Below are 18,999 nucleotides of genomic sequence, written 5' to 3' on the forward strand. Positions count from 1 at the left end.
TAGATATAATTACAACGAGATTGCAGTATCCAATGCTACTTCTAACATCTCATTAAATGTAGTCTGACGCTCTTCAGCCGTCGTCTCTTCACCCGTCAACAAGTGATCGCTTACGGTAAGGATGGTGAGTGCATTTACGCCATATTTTGCAGCTAGAGTGTAAAGTGCAGTTGTCTCCATTTCAACAGCGAGCACGCCATAATCCATCATTTTATTGCTTACTGTATTATCGTCCCGGTAGAAAATGTCTGAGCTCAGAATGTTACCTACATGTAGCTTCAGACCTTTCTCTACACCACGATCATAAGCCGCCTTAAGCAATGGGAAGCTCGCAATGGGAGAGAAGTCCCATCCACCGAACAGATTCTTATTCAAGCTTGAATCGGTAGAAGAAGCTTGAGCAAGAATGACATCACGAACTTTGATATGCTGCTGCATAGCACCACACGTACCTACTCGAATCAAATTTTTCACGCCGTAGTCTTTAATGAGTTCATTAGCATAGATGCTGATGGAAGGAATACCCATACCAGAACCTTGAACAGAAATTCTCTTACCTTTATAAGTACCTGTGAATCCGAGCATGCCGCGAACTTGGTTATAACAAGTTACATCTTCCAAATACGTATCTGCAATATATTTCGCACGAAGTGGATCTCCCGGTAAAAGAATCGTTTCTGCTACGTCGCCTTGTTGCGCATTAATGTGAACACTCATGTGTACATCCCCCAGTAAATAATAATTTTGTTATCATTCGCTCATCACTGTCTTATTTCAAATCTGCCAAGAAGCTAGTGCCATGCTCAGGCATAGTTACTTTAAAGTTATCCGCAATTGTAGCCCCGATATCTGCAAAAGTCTCACGTAAAGCAAGCTCTGATCCACCTTGGAAACGCGGAGAGTATACCAATAAAGGTACAAATTCACGTGTATGATCCGTGCCGCGGTACGTAGGATCATTCCCATGGTCTGCGGTGATGATTAAAAGGTCATCGTTCGTCATTTTCGCAAAGACCTCAGGCAGTCTCGCATCATAATCTTCAAGAGCCTTCCCATATCCCGCAGGATCGCGGCGATGTCCATAAAGCGCATCAAAGTCTACTAGGTTCAAGAAGCTGATCCCTTTGAACGGTTGATCCAGCACTTCGATCATCTTGTCCATGCCATCCATATTAGAGATAGTGCGGATGGCCTGAGTTACGCCTTCGCCATCATAAATATCAGAAATTTTGCCAATAGCGATAACATCTAAGCCAGCATCTTTGAGTTCATTCATCGTTGTGCGGCCAAAAGGCTTCAAAGCATAGTCATGACGATTCGCTGTACGCGTGAAGCTGCCCGGTTCGCCGATGAAAGGACGGGCGATAATGCGGCCTAACATATATGGATCATCTAGCGTAATTTTACGGCAGAATTCACAGATCTCATACAGTTCTTTCAAAGGAACCACATCTTCATGCGCTGCAATTTGCAGCACGGAATCCGCAGAAGTATATACAATCAATGCGCCTGTCTTCACATGTTCTTCGCCTAGCTCATCGATAATCTCTGTTCCTGAAGCTGGTTTGTTACCGATGACCTTGCGGCCTGTCTTCTCTTCAATACGCTGAATCAGCTCATCTGGGAATCCATGCTCGAATACTCGGAAAGGCGTAGAGATGTTCAGACCCATGATCTCCCAGTGACCTGTCATCGTATCTTTGCCACTGGAAGCCTCTTGCATCTTTGTAAAGTAAGCTTGGGGCTGTTCAGCCTTAGCAATACCGTGTATTTCTTCAATGTTGGACAAACCTAATTTCGCACTATGCGGCATATGAAGTCCGCCTGTAGCATGGGCAATATGCCCTAGCGTATGCACATCAAAATCATCAAAATCTGCAGCATCTGGCGCTTCACCAATACCTACAGAATCCATAACAAGTACGTGAATTCTTTTAAAATTATCCATAGTTATCGTTCCTCTCGCTTCTGATGTTATAAGAATAATCCTGCAACTGTCGCTGACAGTACACTAACCATCGTAGCACCATATAGCAGCTTAAGTCCAAAACGGGCTACCACATTCCCTTGCTTTTCATGCAGACCTTTCACGGCTCCTGCAATAATACCAATGGAAGAGAAGTTCGCAAAGGATACCAAGAACACGGATACAATACCTACGGTATGGGCAGATAATGCAGTATGCTTACCTAGTTCAAGCATAGCTACGAATTCATTGGATACCATTTTGGTCGCCATAATACTTCCTGCTTCCACGGCCTCATGCCAAGGTACACCCATAATGAAAGCAAACGGAGCAAATACGTAACCTAACAACTCTTGGAACGAAATACCGAAGATACCGTCGAAGATTCCGTTAACCATAGCAATTAGTGCTACGAAACCAATCAGCATCGCAGCTACGGTAATCGCCACTTTGAAGCCGTCCATAATATACTCGCCTAGCATTTCGAAAAATGATTGTTTCTCTTCTTCTTGGACTTCCAGAATGTCTTCTTCTTTATCCACCGTGTAAGGGTTAAGAATGGAAGCGATGATGAATCCGCCGAATAAGTTGAGCACGAGTGCCGTAACTACATACTTAGGGTTGATCATCGTCATATAAGCGCCGACAATGGACATCGAGACTGTAGACATCGCAGAAGCACATAACGTATATAGTCGATGTTTAGGTAACAATCCAATCTGTTTCTTTACCGAAATAAAGACTTCTGATTGACCCAAAATAGCGGAAGCCACAGCGTTGTAGGATTCCAGTTTACCCATTCCATTCACTTTACTCAAGATAAGCCCAATGTACCGAATAATGAAAGGTAAAATCTTGGTATACTGTAGTATTCCAATCAACGCGGAAATGAAAATGATTGGCAGCAGCACCGATAAGAAGAACGGAGATTGTCCTTCGTTTGCAATACCTCCAAATACAAAATTAACACCCTGCATGGCATAAGCTAGGAGATGATCAAATGTAGAAGCAAATCCCTTGATCATAAATTCACCGACACCTGTGTTCAGCAGTACAAAAGCAAGGATCGCTTGCACAATAATCATGACTAGAAGCGGTCGATAACGAATCTTCCGTCGATCATTACTCGCTAGGAAGGTAAGCACAAATACCATCAATATCCCTACAATAGCTATTAAGTATCTCATGTTGTATTTCTCCCATAGTTAAATTGATTGGCACTTCCTATGAAGCGCTTACAGCTGGCATAAAAAAGAAAGAATCCCGTAGGATTAATTCTTTTTGTCCATGTCCTCCGCCTGAAATGCTCCAGGCAGAAGTCGATCCATCGTCCATTGTTCCGTATTCCCATGAAGATTTGTCAGGAAAATCTGAGTATCTGCATCGCAGAATTCAGCCAGCACTTGACGACAAGCTCCACATGGAGATACAGGCCCTTCCGTATCTGCAACGATGGCAATCGCTTCTATTTTCTTATTTCCTTCGGAGACTGCTTTGAAAATAGCTGTACGCTCTGCACAATTTGTAAGTCCATATGAGGCATTTTCGATATTACATCCTCTGTAAACTTGCCCACCCGCTAGTAAAGCTGCACCTACTGGAAAGTTAGAATAAGGTACGTATGCCTGTTTGCGAGCCTCAATGGCTTCCTGAATCAATTGATCTTTCATGGACGAATCCTCCTAGAACCTGATGTACTTTAGTAAGAAGATGTAGATTGACCACCCTGCATAATTTTAACACCTGAACTTGCTCCGATACGTGTAGCGCCTGCTTCAACCATTTTGTTCATGTCTTCCAGACTACGTACCCCACCCGATGCTTTAACGCCTACGTCCTTACCTACAGCTTGACGCATCATAGCGACATCTTCTGGCGTTGCTCCACCTGTGGAGAAACCGGTTGAAGTCTTCACAAAGTCAGCTCCAGCAGCAACAGCAAGTTTGGAAGCGCGAACTTTCTCTTCATCGGTAAGCAGACATGTCTCAATAATGACCTTTACGATTGCTTTGCCTGAAGCTGCATTCACAACTGCGCGGATATCTTTCTCTACTAAATCGTCATTACCGTCTTTCAGCGCGCCAATATTAACGACCATATCTATTTCATGAGCTCCGTTCGCAATCGCGTCTTGCGCCTCGAATGCTTTAACTGCTGTAGTCGTAGCACCTAAAGGGAAACCAATTACGGTACACACTTTAACATCTGTACCTTTCAATTGTTCTGCTGCATAGACCACCCAAGTAGGATTCACGCATACGGAGGCAAAATGATATTGCTTCGCCTCTTCTACAAGCTTGCTAACTTCCTCTTTGACAGCATCTGCACGAAGCAGTGTATGATCAATAATTCCTGCGATTTCCATGAATGAAGTCTCCTTTTTCCGTAACTAGTTTTGATTTCACCGTTATCATAGCACAGCCTTGAACAATTGTAAATTTGATGTTGAAATTATGTTCACGCCTTAAATTAAGCACTAATTATAGGTAGTATGCTCATAAAAAAACTGCCGTATGTCTACGGCAGCCAAATTACAGAAGTAATGCCCTCGCGGTATATTGATCCGTTATAAGAACATTTGCATACTTCCCTTTTAAAGCCGCTCTTATGGCTTCAATTTTACGATGTCCCCCTGCTACGAGAATGGATTGCTCTTTTGTACGCAGATCCGATAATTCAATCCCTACAGTTCTGGCATTAATTTCTTCACTACAAATAGTTCCTTCCGCATCAAAAAATCGGGAGCAAATATCACCTACACCTTCTCGTTGCAACAATTCCTGTTCTGCCTGACTAAAATACCCTAACCGAAAGAGAAGAGCGTCTTCTTTGACCGTTCCTACAGTGAACACCGCAATATTCGCTTGCTTGCCCAGCTGGGTAATGCGGTGAATGTGGCGGTCTTGCTCCACCATTTGTTTCACTTCAATATTATCGAAAATCACCGGTAGGGGCATATAACTTGCCGCCGTGCGAAAAGCTTCTGCGAACAAATTCACCGTCTCAGCAGCATACGTATGAATATGTGAATGACTTACGCCACCTTTTAGCTGAACGACTTCTACGCCTTTGACTTGTTTGGGTTGAAGCTGAAGCGCAACAGCGTGCATCGTCTTGCCCCATGTAACTCCGATAATATCTTTATCCTGAACCGTCTCATGAAGGTAGTCGGCCGCCCTTTTGCTAATATGTTGTTGAATAATCTGATATTCATTCATAGGCGAGTAAGCAATATGTACCTGATCCATCTCATACTTATGCTGAATTTCTTCACCTAGTGCACCTAAATCTTCTAAAGGATCAATAATATTAATCTGTACATATCCTTTTTCCTTGGCATACTGCAACAGTCTAGATATCGTGGGACGAGAGACACCCAGTCTTGTCGCAATATCTTGCTGGCTGTAATCATTCAAATAATATAATCTCGCCGCTTCAATACTTAATCGCTGTTTTTCCTGTTCCAAGTAGATGCCCCCCCTTTCCCATGATTCCATTTCGATCATCCGAGAATTCCCATCTAAACATCATTATAACGAATAAATGAAGGTCGTGGAAATGAATCTAATCTACTGTACTCAAATCTTGCAGAAACTGCCGTTGGACTTTCCCTTGCACAGCACCTGCTTGGACCCATTTCTCCATTTCTTGCTGAGGGTGTTGAGATTGTAGTAATTTTCTTATATTTGCTTCTAGATTGGCCCGATAATCCGGATTCTTCATGGATTCTCCCTGCATGGTCTGCATAAGTTGCATCCAGTCTGGATCAGAATCTCCACCCATGAGCTGTGGATATTGCTCAGCCAACCTTACAACTTGTGCCCATGAATCTCCATTTAATAAAGCAGCTGCCAAATAATTACCGATAAAGCGATGATCATGATCTATGGTCATTACTTTCTTGAATATCGCTATTGCTCTTGCAACTTCCCCCTGTTTAAGTAGCGCCGAACCATATAGGGAAAGTTCATAACTGTTATCCTTATCTTCCGTTGATTCTTGATAGGTAACTAACAATTTTTGATAGGTGATATACGAAGCGTGAAATTCACTCCACATATGCCGATCATAATAATAATTCAAAAGTCTGAATTGATTGTTTTTTTCAGAGGGATTCAGTTCCAATAACTGCTTCCGATAGGGAAATGCTTCTTGCTCTGTAATTGAACGATCTGCTCTCGACGCGCGAATGACCTTAGCGTCATACAGTTGCAAAATCATTTGTAGATTATGAACATTGAAGGGGTTTTGCTTATGATCTTCCTTGTATCTTTTCATCGCATCATCTAATTTCCCTTGCAATACCAGTTGATCCGCAAGAGTTAATGTTCGCTCCTTGAGCGAGAAGAAAGGGAGCTTCCCCACGGTGTCTGTATCCAATCGATAGCCATTGCTGCTAGTCATTATATGTCCCTGAGCATCATAAGCTTCTACCGTCCACCACATGTTCCCATTCGGGTTAGAGAATCCTAATATCGATAACGAGTCTGGCTTTCCATCCTTGTCATGGGAGGATATCCCCGTAGACTGGTTATAAATTTGTTCCACAGGCACAGAAAGTTCACTGTCTTTAATATGCATTTTGAAAGAGGAGCCTATAGATCCCCCATCCGTGCCTAGCCATAATGAAATATTATAATAGCTTGCCCCAGGTACAGAGGTCCATGAAAAATGAACATTCTTACCGGTTATCGTCTCATGATTACTAGGAGATGTAATTTCCATAAGGGGATGAAGTACAATATTTTTTGTTATTTGTTGACTACGTCCGGCTTTTATCCAGTCATCGTCTGATCTTGCCCACATATAGCCGTTCATTTGCTCATAATCAAATCCTGCTTCTAGTTGATAATTCCCAGGAAGAACACCATAAAACTTATATTCGCCTCGTTCATTAGAGACCGTCTCATACATCTCTGAACTAGTCAGACTATGATTCAAATCACTAGCTTCCCGGAGATACACGCCCACCCCCGCTATAGGAGTACCATCACTGTACTTCACCATACCCGTTACTTGAGTAACTGTAGCCTCTTTATGAACCAATTCTTTATCTAAGGTAAGCTGCATTCGTACAAGCTGCTTAAATGCTTCATCTTCAGAATTCGAACTGGCAACAGGATCCTGAAATTGTTGTTTATATTCGGTCATGTTCTGTGTAACCCATTTCGATGCTTCTCTCCATTGATGATCTTGAAGAAGTAGCTTCATCTGAATGTCAACATACTGGACGAAATACTCCCTATTCAGCGTCTTCGAACCTGAAGGTGGAAAAATTTGAAGCACCTCACGGGCTTGCACAAATTGTCCCTGTTCAAACAGACTTTGAGCGAGGTTCACAGCAATACTTAATTTGTAAGCAGCGTATTCTCCTGGTATCCTGGACTCTCCTTTCCGGAAAGTCTCCAAACTTTGATTCGGCTGCCCTTTGCTATAATACAAATTGGCAAGCTTTTTAATAGCAGACACATAGTCTATTTCTTTACTAGGTACATGTTCTACATAATCTTCAAGCAAAGATATTTTCTCATCTGTTGTGAGGGGTACGGGGGTTTCTTCTTTAATAGACGTTGTCATATTTCCAATATGAAGCGGATACGCTCGATTAGAAGAACCTGTATTCTTAATAATAAATTCCTCAACTCGTTGCCATTTTTGTTCTAAGGTAGTGCTGCTTTGAATTATGCTGAACGTACTTTTATCTTTTTCAGCCTCTAACTGATCTTTTTGAACCTTGTCCCCATTCTGTGCCTCAAACTTAGGAATTATATAAAAATTAAATATCAACACAGTTGCCACCGCTAATATCATCCATACAATCAGGTACTTCAATTTAATTCTGATTTTCAAGGAGTCTCACCGCTCTTTCATAATCCCGCTGCCAATATGTGTTTCCTCCTGCTTCTATTAAAGCACCCCGATCCGCAGTTATCATCTGAATTTGGGGTTGACCCTGATTCGAATACTGTCGCCAAGGAATGACTACAAGGAGGGCCATGAGGAGGAATATAGATATAGCTGGAATAAAAGAGAGTTCGATGTCTCGGTTTAACAGCTTCTGAATATGGCCTAACCTACTTTGGGGATGTGTGTGTTGTAGGACTTTATCATAAGCTGTGAAATGAACTAAGCGCTGCTCCTCATCAAAAAGTGCTTTGATACTAAGTTGTGCCTTGATATGAACTTGTTCTTCATACTGTATTTCTTTCGCAAGTATTTTATTAATTTGTTTTTTAAAAAGATGTTCTCCATGATATTTAGTATCTGTTCCTGCATTAACAGTATTTTTATGTACAACGCCCTGAACTAGCTCTGATTCAGCCTCGTTCCCTCCATCATCGGATGCTTTCCCCATCCCGCAATTCCTCCTTTTCAATTAAAGTTTTAAGTTGCTGTCTTCCCCGGACTAAGCGAGCTTTCACCGTATTCTCATTGCATTTCAAGTGACTAGCGATTTCTTGTACCGTAAATTCGTTGTAGTAATAAAGAATAAGGGCTTCACGATAAATATACTTGAGTTCCTGGATTAGGCTACTTAATCTTCCTTTCAACCACATTCCAAGAACAATATCTTCGGGACCTGCAACACTCTCTTCTTCTAAAGTCAGCCACACCTCATCAGAACTAGGAAAGAGATGTCGCCAGCTCCAACTTCGCTGTTTTTCTCTACATCGGTTCACGGCAATCCGAATCAGCCAACTTCGCAGTTTGTCCGGTTCTTTCAATTGATGGATACGCTCATAAGCCCGAACAAACGTATCTTGCACAGCTTCTTCCGCCGCTTGTTGATCTCGAAGTAGCAGACAAGAGGTCCTTAATAATTCGGTGCCGTACTGATCCATTAAGACTCGAAGTGCCTTTTCATCTTTTCTATGTAGACCTTCAAATATATTCAGACTGGCTCCTTCCCCCTTTCTCTTAAGAAGATGCTAGCTAAGATGATTTAGGTTGCATTATTTTCCAAGCGATCTAAATATTTTTTGCATACTTAATAAATTCCTTAGCAGCCGCCGTCATCGGTCTATCTTTTCGATAGACAAGTGAGATAACAGGCCCTTCCAGCAGGTTGCCTGGCAGAGGAGCGGTTCGGATTCTACCTCCCATATCCATATTCTCCAGCCCCCTTTTTGTAAAAAAGGAAATGCCGGTCTTGGCCTGCACAGCCATCTTTACAGCTTCAAGAGAGTCCATAGTTACCGAATTCCACAGATTAATCTGGTTTGCTGCAGCCCAACGTTCAGAATATCGCCGAATAAAGGACCCTTCTGCATGTTGAATGAATCGCTCCTGAGCAATTTGATTCACTTCAATTTTCCGAAGCGCATTGAACGAATGTTCTTCCGAATATATTAAAACGACATCGTCACGATTCAGTAGGTCACATTGCATTTGCTCGGGTAGTGGTTCATCCGACGTATGCAGTATAGCCACATCGATCTCCGCTTGTTGCAGCATCCGAATGACCTCTTCATCTGGACGAATCGTCATCTCTAAATGTAAGCCCGGGAATTTACGCATGAATTGTCCTGCGGCCACAGGCAAATAATAATTACCTGGCATCAGTCCTCCCCCAATACGTAATGTTCCTCTTTCCAAATTGTCGAAATCCTCCATGGCATGAAGCGCTTCTTCTGTTAATGCTGTGATTTTGTAGGCGTAACTATAGAAAGCTTTGCCCGCTTCCGTTAAGATCACCCGACCTCTTCGCATCTCGAACAGCGTGAGCCCAAGTTCCTCTTCTAGACTCTTCATATGAAACGTGACTGTAGGTTGTTTGAGATTTAATTCCCGAGCTACATCCGTAACCTTTTTATACTTATCTATTAAAACTACAATCTTAAATTTAATATAATTCATAACAAATTCGCCTCTTTTCGACCATTTTATAGTATTTTATAGCACCTTATAGATTTATTCTATATAATCATCAATTTTTTATTTGATATTTTATCTTTGATTTTACAAACTACTGAATTTCGAATGATGAATGGGCACTATACTTTGAATTGTTGGTTGGTTATTCCGACAAAAAAACAAAAACACGATTAGGGGAGAATACAAACCATGAAATTAAAAAAGACGTTCCTTACGGTTCTTACATTAGCTTTCACTCTATCTCTTACAGCTTGTGGTACCAAAGACACGGCGACAACGGACAGCAATACCAGCGGAACAGATAAGCCAGCGCTTAGCGGCTCCATTCTTGCGTCAGGTTCTACAGCGCTTCAACCGCTTGTTGATCAAGTTGGCAAGAAATTCATGGATAAAAATAGCGGCGTATCTATTCAAGTACAAGGCGGCGGAAGCGGAACAGGCTTAACGCAAGTATCTGGCGGACAAGTTCAAATCGGTAACTCTGACGTATTTGCTTCTGAGAAAATCAAAGACGAAGCTGCTGCAAAAGCACTCGTAGATCACCAAGTAGCTGTAGTAGCAATCGCAGCAGTAACTAACCCAGAAGTTGGCGTGAAGAGCCTAACTAAGCAACAACTCGTTGACATTTTCACAGGCAAAATCACGAACTGGAAAGAAGTACAAGGTAAAGATGTTAAAATCGCCATCATCAACAGACCAAGCAGCTCTGGAACACGTGCTACTTTCGAGAAATTCGCTCTGGGAACCAAAACAGAAGATTTGAAAGGTTCGATCCAAGAAGATTCCTCAGGTACAGTGAAGAAGCTGGTAACTGAAACACCAGGCGCTATCGGATACCTTGCACTTTCTTATATCGATGATAAAGTAACTGCTCTTCAATATGATGGCGTGGATGCTAATGTAGACAACGTTATTTCTGGTAAATACCCAGTATGGGCATATGAGCATATGTACACTAAAGGCGAGCCAGATGCTTCCACTAAGGCGTTCCTTGATTACTTCATGACAGATGAAGTGCAAAATGGAGACATTACTGAACTTGGTTACATTCCTTTCTCCAAAATGCAAGTTAAACGCGATGTAGAAGGTAATGTTACGAAATAATACTGTGATCAGATAAGGCAAGCTATTCCAAGCAAGAGGCGGAAGCAATACTTCTGCCTCTATTTTCACTTTAGGAAAGAGGACGATTATGAGCGCTAAACCTGATCAACCTTATTTGCTACGTAAGCATAAGACAGAGGAATGGATCGGTCGTGGATATACCACCATTTGTGTAATGTTTCTAATTGTAATTATTATATCTATTGTGTATTTCGTAGCCAGTAAAGGGATCACAACGTTCACGAAAGATGGCGTCAGTGTCTCTGAATTTTTGTTCGGCACTCGTTGGAGCCCAGATGACAATCATTTTGGCGCGTTCCCATTCATCTATGGCTCTTTCCTTACATCGCTGCTTGCAGCGGCCATTGCCAGTCCACTAAGTATCTGCGCAGCACTGTTCATGACGGAGATTGTTCCGACTTGGGGCAAAAAATTACTTCAACCCGTAATTGAGCTTCTGGCAGGTATACCTTCAGTAGTGTATGGTTTCATCGGACTAAGTATCCTCGTACCCGTATTGCGCGATACATTCCCAGGTCAAGGAATTGGGGTGGCAGCCGGAGCTATTGTTCTCTCCATTATGATCTTGCCCACCATCACTAGTATTGCAACCGATGCACTTAGTTCACTTCCGCGTAACTTGAAAGAAGCTTCCTATGGACTAGGATCGACACGCTGGCAGACGATTAAAGGAGTCGTTCTCCCTACTGTAATGCCTTCCATTTTGACCGGAGTTGTCCTAGGGATGGCACGTGCTTTTGGTGAAGCATTGGCTGTACAGATGGTTATCGGGAATGCTCCTCATGTTCCTTCTTCCCTGTTCGAGTCCGCTTCGACGTTAACTAGTGTCATTACCTTAAATATGAGCAACACGGTTATGGGTACAGCTCAAAACAACGCCCTATGGAGCATGGCATTGATCCTTCTTTTGATGACCTTCGTGTTCATCTTCGTTGTTAGGTTACTTGAAAGGAGACATCGACTGTGAAGCCAAAAACTGCGGACAAAGTAGCAACCGGAATTATCGTATTTTTCGCCCTATTCATCGTAGCGATACTGCTCGGGATGCTCGGATATATCATGGTACGAGGTCTAAGCCATATTGACTGGCATTTCCTTACTTCCCCACCTCAGACAATCAAGGAAGGCGGAGGGATTGGTCCTCAGTTATTTAACTCTTTATACTTGCTAGTGTTAACAATGATTATTACGATTCCGCTTGGACTCGGTGCAGGGATTTACATGGCGGAATACGCCAAACCTAACCGTCTTACGGATACGATTCGCTTAGTCGTAGAAGTGCTATCATCCTTCCCATCCATCGTAGTCGGCCTCTTCGGTCTTTTAGTAATTGTTAACGTATTCGGTCTTGGATTCTCGTTAATGTCTGGGGCCATGGTCCTTACGATCTTCAATATGCCTCTCATGGTACGGGTTACGGAACAGGCTTTCCGCAGCGTGTCTAGAGAACAAAAAGAAGCCGGACTTGCCATGGGGTTATCCAAGTGGAAAATCATTACCTCTATCTTGTTCCCTGTGGCGCTGCCGATCATCGTGACCGGAACCATTTTAGCCGCAGGACGGGTATTCGGTGAAGCTGCCGCACTACTATTCACGGCAGGGATGACTACACCACGTATTCACTTTGACGACTGGAATCCACTACATGCAGCATCCCCGCTTAACCCTTTCCGCCCAGCTGAGACGCTGGCAGTACACATTTGGAAAGTAAATAGTGAAGGGATTGCACCTGATGCTCTTGAGATCGCTGCTGGCGCTTCCGCTGTTCTTGTCATTATGGTTCTTATATTCAACCTTCTCGCGCGCTGGCTTGGAAGAGCACTCTACCGGAAGTTCACCTCCATTAAATGATAGGGATAGGAGCCAACTGCAATGACTGACTTATTACGCACACAAAATTTAAAAGTCTATTATGGGCAGAACGAAGCGGTAAAAGGTATAGACCTAAATTTTGCCGAGAATAGTGTGACGGCCCTAATCGGACCCTCCGGTTGTGGCAAATCTACGTTCCTTCGTTCTCTGAATCGTATGAACGATGAGATTGCGGATGCTCGGCAGACGGGAAACATCTGGATTGGCGATCAGGATATCAATGCACCTGGAACCGATGTAACGGTTCTGCGCCAGAAAATTGGTATGGTGTGGCAACGTCCTAATCCATTTTACAAATCCATCTATGACAATATAGCCTTTGGTCCTAAGTATCATGGCATCCGTAACAAAAAAGAACTGGACCGGATCGTTGAAGAAAGTCTACGGAAAGCAGCACTATGGGATGAAGTCAAAGATCGTCTGAGCAGCTCAGCGTTGTCCCTCTCGGGCGGACAACAACAGCGTCTATGCATTGCCCGTGCACTATCCGTTAACCCAAGTATATTATTGCTCGATGAGCCCGCCTCAGCGCTTGATCCTGTATCCACTTCCAAGATTGAAGAATTGATTACCGAACTTAAGCAGTCCCTAACTATTGCGATTGTGACGCATAACATGCAGCAAGCGGCTAGGGTATCCGATTATACAGCTTACTTCTATTTAGGAACGTTAATGGAATACGGAAAGACCGAGATTATGTTCACAAATCCAACCAAGCCTAACACACAGGAATATATTTCAGGTCGTTTCGGCTAAGGCATGAATCTTTATTTAATTCACAGCAAAAAGGTCCTAAGCGCATTCACTGCACTTAAGACCTTTTTTGCTGTAATCCCATATTTAAAAGTTCGTATAGTGGCGAATTAGGCTAAGGTCATACGAATTATATGTCGAATTCAAAACTCTATCTTAATCCTGTCTATGATCTACCTTCGGAACAAGCTTGTAGATGTCTCCACTCTCCATCGTATCAATCAACCGATCTAGCCACTCGTAATACTGCACGGCTTCCTTCATCTTTCGCTTGTCCTCTTTCAGGACACTTAAGACATTCTCCTCGGATTGCTGCCCTATCCAGCGGTCAATTTCTTCGATAGATCGTTGCAGAACACTCAGGTTCGTCTCCACAGCGTTACGCCACTTTGTCGAGAAGAAATCATGAAACGTCTGATACCAGTCGAATTCCACTTCATACAGATCCTTGCGTGATCCCTTCTCCCATACTTTGTTGACCATTTTGAGATCCAAGAGTGTACGTACTCCAGTACTCATACTGGTCTTACTCATTTTCATTTCTTCGCCCATTTCATCGAGCGTCATCGGCTTGTCTGCAAAAAATAACAGTCCATATAAATGACCTGTAGATAACGTAACACCATACAAATCCATATTCCTACCAATCGCTTCAATTACACGTTTGCGTATTTTCTGTACGTCCAATTGTTCCTGTTCCGTAAGCTGGTTCAAGCTCATGCTTGCGCCTCCTAGTATGCCTAGTTCTCTACCTATATTCTATCTTAAAAAATGACCTTTCAAAAGTAAAGAAACGACTCTTATAGCAATTGGGCGCATACATGAGGATACTCAATATATTATGTGTACAGTTTTTTCTGTACGTACAATATGTACAGTTTTTAAGTTTGATTAAAAAATAGTTATTTTGTTACACTAATCCAGACAGATACAAAGGGGTGAACGTTATGAATAACACAATTCTTGAAGTTAGAAACGTGAGCAAATTGTTTGGACCCGGCGCCGAACAAGGCGTTCTACTTCTCGAGAAAGGGCAGACCAAGGAACAACTTGCCCGCGACAAACAAATAACCGTAGGCGTCAATAGAGTAAGTCTCGACATCCGCCAAGGTGAGATTTTCGTGATAATGGGACTCTCGGGCAGCGGAAAATCTACACTAGTTCGCATGCTCAACCGGCTGATTGAACCTACATCAGGTGAAATTTTACTCCATGGAAAAGACCTGCGTAAGATGAATAAAGCACAGTTACGTGAAGTTCGCAGAAAGAATATAAGTATGGTCTTTCAGAAATTCGCCTTATTTCCTCATCGTACTGTCTTGCAGAATGCCGAATACGGACTCGAAATTCAGCAGGAAGATAAAGTAGTGCGTAGAGAAAAGGCGGAACGGGCCTTAGAACTCGTAGGGCTAAAGGGCTGGGGTGATAAAATGCCCGATGAGCTCAGTGGTGGCATGCAGCAGCGCGTTGGGCTCGCTAGAGCATTAGCAAGTGAACCTGATGTTCTTTTGATGGACGAAGCCTTCAGCGCCTTAGATCCTCTGATCCGCCGTGATATGCAAGACGAATTAGTGGAGCTGCAAGATAAAATGAAGAAGACTATCGTCTTCATTACACATGATCTCGATGAAGCCCTTCGCATCGGCGACCGGATTGCACTTATGAAGGATGGAGCCTTAGTTCAATTAGGAACGCCGGAGGAAATGCTTACGCAGCCAGCCAATCGATATGTTGAACGGTTCATAGAAGACGTCGATCTTTCTAAAGTTCTTACCGCTTCGCATGTCATGCGTCGACCAGAGAGCGTGACGTTAGACCGTGGACCCCGTGTGGCCCTTACACTTATGGGTGAGCGAGGGATTTCTAATCTTTTCGTCATTGATCGGGCTAAGCGCTTGCTCGGTGTCATCACAGCCGAGGATACTGCACATGCACTTAAGACGGGCGCGGCTCTTACAGATATTTTAATTCAAGATGGCCCTACTGTGGGACCCCATACCTTATTAGGGGATCTGTTCGAAGTGACTAGCTCAGCTAAAGTCCCGCTGGCCGTCATTGATGAGAATCGCCGGCTTATCGGGGTCATCGTACGTGGAGCTGTATTAGGCGCACTAGCTGGAGATACGAAAAAGGAGGTGCAGCCTCTTGCCTAAAATTCCTTTAGCCGACTGGATTGAGTCCATAGTAAGTTGGATGAGTATTCATCTAGCTGGGCTATTCTCTACCATATCAACCGTAATTGAACATATTGTAAGTTTTTTTGCGGGAATATTCTTGTTGCCGCATCCATTCCTATTCATCGCTATCTTAGGAACCCTTGCCTATCTAGTAGGAAGGTTACCCCTTACCTTGTTCACGGTAATCGGCTTCTTGCTTATAGATAACCTGGGGTATTGGACGCAGACGATGGATACACTGGGACTCGTTATTACGTCAGGACTTGTATCTATACTATTAGGTATTCCCATTGGAATATTTAGTGCATATAACAAAACCGCGCACCGCATAATCTCTCCAATTCTCGATTTTATGCAGACGATGCCGGCCTTTGTCTATTTGCTACCTGCTGTTACTTTCTTCAGTCTGGGTGTGGTTCCTGGTGTAATCGCTTCGGTCATCTTCTCCATTCCGCCGACCATTCGTATGACGTATCTTGGTATTCGTCAAGTATCTGGAGAATTATCTGAAGCCGCTGAAGCCTTTGGTTCTACCACGTGGCAAAGGCTCACCAAGGTTGACCTTCCCTTAGCTATGCCGACCTTAATGGCTGGGGTCAATCAGACAATTATGCTTTCCTTATCTATGGTCGTCATTGCCTCTATGATTGGCGCGCAAGGCATTGGTGCCGAAGTGTACCGCGCAGTGGCCCAACTTAAGATTGGGCAGGGCTTTGAGGCCGGTCTGGCTGTAGTGGTCCTAGCTATCGTGCTGGATCGCTTCACACAGAACTTATTTCGATCAGGAGTACGTAAGCCTTCGCTACAGCGCCATCCACGTTATCGCCTAATCTGGGCTTCTGTACTTGCAGGTGTAATCCTTATTGGGGGTATCGTTCAGTATCTCGTTGTGCCAAAAGAAGCATCTAATGGAAATTCTGCGGGAGGTGCTGTAGCAACGCAGTTCGATCATCGCATCATCGGAATCGATCCTGGCGCAGGCATCATGAAATCAACCGCTAAAGCTATGGAAGATTACAAACTTACCGATTGGACCCTAGTGGAAGGTTCAAGCACAGCCATGACAGCCGTTCTAGATAAAGCCATTCGTAATAAAGAACCCATTATCGTTACAGGCTGGACTCCACACTGGATGTTCACCAAATATGATCTGAAATATCTCGACGATCCGTTAAAAGCCTACGGCGATGCAGAAGAGATCCATACGCTGGCTAGGCTCGGTCTGAAGCAAGACCATCCTACAGCTTACACATTCCTTGATCGTTTTAACTGGAGTGCGGATGAAATGGGAGAAATTATGGTTGCCGTCCAAGGCGGTCAAAGTCCTGAACAGGCAGTTAAAGCGTGGGTGAATCAACATGCCGATCGCATTGATGAGTGGACTAAGGGCATTAATAAAGTGCAAGGAGATAAATTGACACTTAGTTATGTCGCTTGGGACTCAGAGATTGCAAGTACAACGTTACTGTCTTATCTATTAGAAGATCGTCTAGGATTCAAGGTCACTTCTCTACAAGTTGAAGCTGGACCTATGTGGACAGGTGTAGCCAATGGGGATGTGGATGCTACAGCTTCAGCATGGCTTCCTCTAACCCATGCGGACTACTGGGCTAAATATAAGGACCAAGTTGAAGACTTAGGCCCAAATATGACCAACGTACGAACAGGGCTCGTCGTCCCCGCTTATGTGAACAATATTCAGAGTATAGAAGATTTGAACAAATAAGAATGCTTGAGCTCCGGTCCTTATGGACTGGAGTTTTTTTATCCATCAGACGGACGAAATTCACCTTACCTCTGCTTCGATTCCAGACAACTCTGAACAATGTCTAGTAAAGCACCCACGCGTATGGGTTTTGTTATATACTCATCAAAGCCTGCTTTTAGACCTTTTTCAATATCTCTAGCGAGAGCAAATGAACTAATTGCGATGACAGGAATATGCCGAGTCTCGGGTTTACTTCGCAATAATTGTAGCGCTGCATACCCATCCATACCAGGTAGCTGAATATCCATTAAAATTAATGCCGGGATTTCTGTGACCATATGGTCGAATCCCGCTTCGGCCGAATCAACTTCAACCAGTTCCAAATGGGGAGCCCGCTTAAAAAGATGACGCATCAGTACTCTATTCAGTTCATTGTCTTCAATATGAAGCACTTGGTGCCGGACTGTACTCATCTCATCACTCCTCGTCTTAACAAAAAAATAAGCCAAAGAAGAGGCCTACTCTTCTTTGGCTTATGTTCAGCTCATTCTCATGTCTGATTCATTACTACCAACTGCATTATGAGATTGTTTGAATTAATTAACTGCAATGATTGTTTGGATTATTCAAACGTGTACGCAATAACACTGCGATCTCTGTTGAAATCCCAATCGACGTATAAATCTGATAATTTCTTATCGAGTACCGTAGTGAACTTGGCATCTTGATCCAAGAACCGCTTCTCCATCTTACGCTTTGTCGTTCTAAGTACATTTTCATACCCTAAATCCAAAAGTTCTTTCTCCAGAACAATCAGAATACCTTCACGAACTACAATGAGTGTCTTGCTATTCAGCCACCAAGAATCAATGTTGACCGGTTCCTTCTGGACCTTCCCGCTCACTTCAATCACATGATCATGAACACTCTTCTGGCCCTTATATACCTCGGCTTTATCCTGATGAGAATCAAAAAGTCCAACGATCATACCAGACGCATTATGAAATCCCCAATCATAATACATCTCTTGTGTGTCTAATGTAAGCTCACTTTTTAAAAAAGCGGCAAGCTCAGGCATTAGAGATTTCATTAATAATTCACGGGTGTGACGTAATGCCTGTTCTTCCTCCTTAGCGAGTAAGAATTCTTCTACAGGACTTATAAAATTACGAATGTGTATGGCAACCCCGCGTTTGCCGATGGAGACATGCACCGATTCTGGGCCTTTGCCGAATCGATTGCGAAGCAGCTTACCCGTAAAGCTAGCAATCTGCGTAGTTTGTTCTTTTACTGCCAATCCCATCACTTCTCCTCTACAAACGAGCTCTAACAAATAAAAGAGGCATTCCCCAAAATTCACCGTTACGGGAAGCCTCAGTACATAGCCTAATTGGAGACAAACATGTATCCGCATATTTAGAGAAGTTGACTCCGCCGTCCCAGACAGTCAACCTAAGTTTAATGCATCGATTAGCCAATGGTCAATTGGAATTTACTACTCTTTTATAATAAAAAAATCCCCC

General features: G+C 43.3%; 19 protein-coding genes. 6 read left to right on the plus strand and 13 right to left on the minus strand.

Annotation, left to right across the window (positions count from 1 at the left end; genetic code table 11):
* Positions 1 to 9 precede the first annotated feature (9 nt).
* The 10 genes from deoD to J2Z69_RS08240 all read right to left on the minus strand — a co-directional run bounded on the left by deoD (position 10) and on the right by J2Z69_RS08240 (position 9,823).
* On the minus strand, positions 10 to 717 hold the full coding sequence (gene deoD, locus J2Z69_RS08195) for a purine-nucleoside phosphorylase (protein ID WP_209860996.1): 708 nt from the start codon (positions 715 to 717) through the stop codon (positions 10 to 12).
* 52 nt (positions 718 to 769) lie between these two features.
* Positions 770 to 1,948: a phosphopentomutase gene (deoB, locus tag J2Z69_RS08200; protein WP_209860998.1), complete on the minus strand. Its 1,179-nt coding sequence runs from the start codon at positions 1,946 to 1,948 to the stop codon at positions 770 to 772.
* A 26-nt stretch (positions 1,949 to 1,974) separates the two neighbouring features.
* The gene (locus J2Z69_RS08205) at positions 1,975 to 3,153 is read right to left on the minus strand and encodes a NupC/NupG family nucleoside CNT transporter (protein ID WP_209861000.1); all 1,179 of its coding nucleotides are present in this window, start codon (positions 3,151 to 3,153) and stop codon (positions 1,975 to 1,977) included.
* Between the two features lie 84 nt (positions 3,154 to 3,237).
* Positions 3,238 to 3,636 carry a cytidine deaminase gene (locus J2Z69_RS08210; RefSeq protein ID WP_209861001.1) on the minus strand — a complete coding sequence of 133 codons (399 nt, stop codon included), beginning with the start codon at positions 3,634 to 3,636 and terminating at the stop codon, positions 3,238 to 3,240.
* A 29-nt stretch (positions 3,637 to 3,665) separates the two neighbouring features.
* Positions 3,666 to 4,331, minus strand: coding sequence for a deoxyribose-phosphate aldolase (gene deoC / locus J2Z69_RS08215; protein ID WP_209861003.1), 666 nt, complete (start codon positions 4,329 to 4,331; stop codon positions 3,666 to 3,668).
* Between the two features lie 166 nt (positions 4,332 to 4,497).
* Entirely contained in the window at positions 4,498 to 5,433 is a 936-nt protein-coding gene (locus tag J2Z69_RS08220) for a DNA-binding transcriptional repressor DeoR (RefSeq protein WP_209861005.1), read from the minus strand.
* A 97-nt stretch (positions 5,434 to 5,530) separates the two neighbouring features.
* On the minus strand, positions 5,531 to 7,816 hold the full coding sequence (locus J2Z69_RS08225; protein ID WP_209861007.1) for a carboxypeptidase-like regulatory domain-containing protein: 2,286 nt from the start codon (positions 7,814 to 7,816) through the stop codon (positions 5,531 to 5,533).
* On the minus strand, positions 7,800 to 8,321 hold the full coding sequence (locus J2Z69_RS08230) for a hypothetical protein (RefSeq protein WP_209861009.1): 522 nt from the start codon (positions 8,319 to 8,321) through the stop codon (positions 7,800 to 7,802). The genes J2Z69_RS08225 and J2Z69_RS08230 overlap by 17 nt, the downstream gene beginning before the upstream one ends.
* The gene (locus J2Z69_RS08235) at positions 8,302 to 8,808 is read right to left on the minus strand and encodes a sigma-70 family RNA polymerase sigma factor (protein WP_209861011.1); all 507 of its coding nucleotides are present in this window, start codon (positions 8,806 to 8,808) and stop codon (positions 8,302 to 8,304) included. The genes J2Z69_RS08230 and J2Z69_RS08235 overlap by 20 nt, the downstream gene beginning before the upstream one ends.
* Before the next feature lie 127 nt (positions 8,809 to 8,935).
* On the minus strand, positions 8,936 to 9,823 hold the full coding sequence (locus J2Z69_RS08240) for a LysR family transcriptional regulator (protein WP_209861013.1): 888 nt from the start codon (positions 9,821 to 9,823) through the stop codon (positions 8,936 to 8,938).
* A gap of 207 nt (positions 9,824 to 10,030) precedes the next feature.
* On the opposite strand from J2Z69_RS08240, the gene J2Z69_RS08245 reads away from it, so the two are divergent.
* The 4 genes from J2Z69_RS08245 (at position 10,031) to pstB (ending at position 13,594) form a co-directional block, all read left to right on the plus strand.
* Complete coding sequence (locus J2Z69_RS08245; protein ID WP_209861015.1) at positions 10,031 to 10,945, plus strand: phosphate ABC transporter substrate-binding protein; 915 nt, start codon at positions 10,031 to 10,033, stop codon at positions 10,943 to 10,945.
* 88 nt (positions 10,946 to 11,033) lie between these two features.
* Complete coding sequence (gene pstC / locus J2Z69_RS08250) at positions 11,034 to 11,933, plus strand: phosphate ABC transporter permease subunit PstC (protein WP_209861016.1); 900 nt, start codon at positions 11,034 to 11,036, stop codon at positions 11,931 to 11,933.
* Complete coding sequence (gene pstA, locus J2Z69_RS08255; RefSeq protein ID WP_209861018.1) at positions 11,930 to 12,817, plus strand: phosphate ABC transporter permease PstA; 888 nt, start codon at positions 11,930 to 11,932, stop codon at positions 12,815 to 12,817. Before pstC ends, pstA begins: the two co-directional genes overlap by 4 nt.
* A gap of 21 nt (positions 12,818 to 12,838) precedes the next feature.
* Positions 12,839 to 13,594, plus strand: a complete 756-nt coding sequence (gene pstB / locus J2Z69_RS08260; protein ID WP_209861020.1) for a phosphate ABC transporter ATP-binding protein PstB — start codon at positions 12,839 to 12,841, stop codon at positions 13,592 to 13,594.
* Between the two features lie 153 nt (positions 13,595 to 13,747).
* On the opposite strand, the gene J2Z69_RS08265 is transcribed toward pstB, so the two are convergent.
* On the minus strand, positions 13,748 to 14,311 hold the full coding sequence (locus J2Z69_RS08265; RefSeq protein ID WP_209861022.1) for a GbsR/MarR family transcriptional regulator: 564 nt from the start codon (positions 14,309 to 14,311) through the stop codon (positions 13,748 to 13,750).
* Positions 14,312 to 14,538: 227 nt separating this feature from the next.
* Between J2Z69_RS08265 and J2Z69_RS08270 the strand changes: the two genes are divergently transcribed.
* Positions 14,539 to 15,744, plus strand: a complete 1,206-nt coding sequence (locus J2Z69_RS08270) for a quaternary amine ABC transporter ATP-binding protein (RefSeq protein ID WP_209861024.1) — start codon at positions 14,539 to 14,541, stop codon at positions 15,742 to 15,744.
* A gap of 40 nt (positions 15,745 to 15,784) precedes the next feature.
* Positions 15,785 to 17,494: a glycine betaine ABC transporter substrate-binding protein gene (locus J2Z69_RS08275; protein ID WP_209861436.1), complete on the plus strand. Its 1,710-nt coding sequence runs from the start codon at positions 15,785 to 15,787 to the stop codon at positions 17,492 to 17,494.
* Positions 17,495 to 17,559: 65 nt separating this feature from the next.
* On the opposite strand, the gene J2Z69_RS08280 is transcribed toward J2Z69_RS08275, so the two are convergent.
* Together J2Z69_RS08280 and J2Z69_RS08285 are read right to left on the minus strand one after the other, a co-directional pair.
* The gene (locus tag J2Z69_RS08280; protein ID WP_209861025.1) at positions 17,560 to 17,949 is read right to left on the minus strand and encodes a response regulator; all 390 of its coding nucleotides are present in this window, start codon (positions 17,947 to 17,949) and stop codon (positions 17,560 to 17,562) included.
* A gap of 149 nt (positions 17,950 to 18,098) precedes the next feature.
* A complete protein-coding gene (locus J2Z69_RS08285; protein ID WP_245339133.1) occupies positions 18,099 to 18,779 on the minus strand; it encodes a Na-translocating system protein MpsC family protein in 681 nt (226 codons plus the stop codon).
* Positions 18,780 to 18,999 lie beyond the last annotated feature (220 nt).

Source organism: Paenibacillus shirakamiensis (genome assembly GCF_017874255.1).
Lineage (GTDB): Bacteria > Bacillota > Bacilli > Paenibacillales > Paenibacillaceae > Fontibacillus > Fontibacillus shirakamiensis.

What these genes read in the sequence shown, in the direction of transcription:
- deoD (WP_209860996.1), bottom strand. Translation starts at nt 717, where the DNA reads ATGAGTGTTCACATTAATGCGCAACAAGGCGACGTAGCAGAAACGATT.
- deoB (WP_209860998.1), bottom strand. Translation starts at nt 1,948, where the DNA reads ATGGATAATTTTAAAAGAATTCACGTACTTGTTATGGATTCTGTAGGT.
- J2Z69_RS08205 (WP_209861000.1), bottom strand. Translation starts at nt 3,153, where the DNA reads ATGAGATACTTAATAGCTATTGTAGGGATATTGATGGTATTTGTGCTT.
- J2Z69_RS08210 (WP_209861001.1), bottom strand. Translation starts at nt 3,636, where the DNA reads ATGAAAGATCAATTGATTCAGGAAGCCATTGAGGCTCGCAAACAGGCA.
- deoC (WP_209861003.1), bottom strand. Translation starts at nt 4,331, where the DNA reads ATGGAAATCGCAGGAATTATTGATCATACACTGCTTCGTGCAGATGCT.
- J2Z69_RS08230 (WP_209861009.1), bottom strand. Translation starts at nt 8,321, where the DNA reads ATGGGGAAAGCATCCGATGATGGAGGGAACGAGGCTGAATCAGAGCTA.
- J2Z69_RS08235 (WP_209861011.1), bottom strand. Translation starts at nt 8,808, where the DNA reads ATGGATCAGTACGGCACCGAATTATTAAGGACCTCTTGTCTGCTACTT.
- J2Z69_RS08240 (WP_209861013.1), bottom strand. Translation starts at nt 9,823, where the DNA reads ATGAATTATATTAAATTTAAGATTGTAGTTTTAATAGATAAGTATAAA.
- J2Z69_RS08245 (WP_209861015.1), top strand. Translation starts at nt 10,031, where the DNA reads ATGAAATTAAAAAAGACGTTCCTTACGGTTCTTACATTAGCTTTCACT.
- pstC (WP_209861016.1), top strand. Translation starts at nt 11,034, where the DNA reads ATGAGCGCTAAACCTGATCAACCTTATTTGCTACGTAAGCATAAGACA.
- pstB (WP_209861020.1), top strand. Translation starts at nt 12,839, where the DNA reads ATGACTGACTTATTACGCACACAAAATTTAAAAGTCTATTATGGGCAG.
- J2Z69_RS08265 (WP_209861022.1), bottom strand. Translation starts at nt 14,311, where the DNA reads ATGAGCTTGAACCAGCTTACGGAACAGGAACAATTGGACGTACAGAAA.
- J2Z69_RS08270 (WP_209861024.1), top strand. Translation starts at nt 14,539, where the DNA reads ATGAATAACACAATTCTTGAAGTTAGAAACGTGAGCAAATTGTTTGGA.
- J2Z69_RS08275 (WP_209861436.1), top strand. Translation starts at nt 15,785, where the DNA reads ATGAGTATTCATCTAGCTGGGCTATTCTCTACCATATCAACCGTAATT.
- J2Z69_RS08280 (WP_209861025.1), bottom strand. Translation starts at nt 17,949, where the DNA reads ATGAGTACAGTCCGGCACCAAGTGCTTCATATTGAAGACAATGAACTG.
- J2Z69_RS08285 (WP_245339133.1), bottom strand. Translation starts at nt 18,779, where the DNA reads ATGGGATTGGCAGTAAAAGAACAAACTACGCAGATTGCTAGCTTTACG.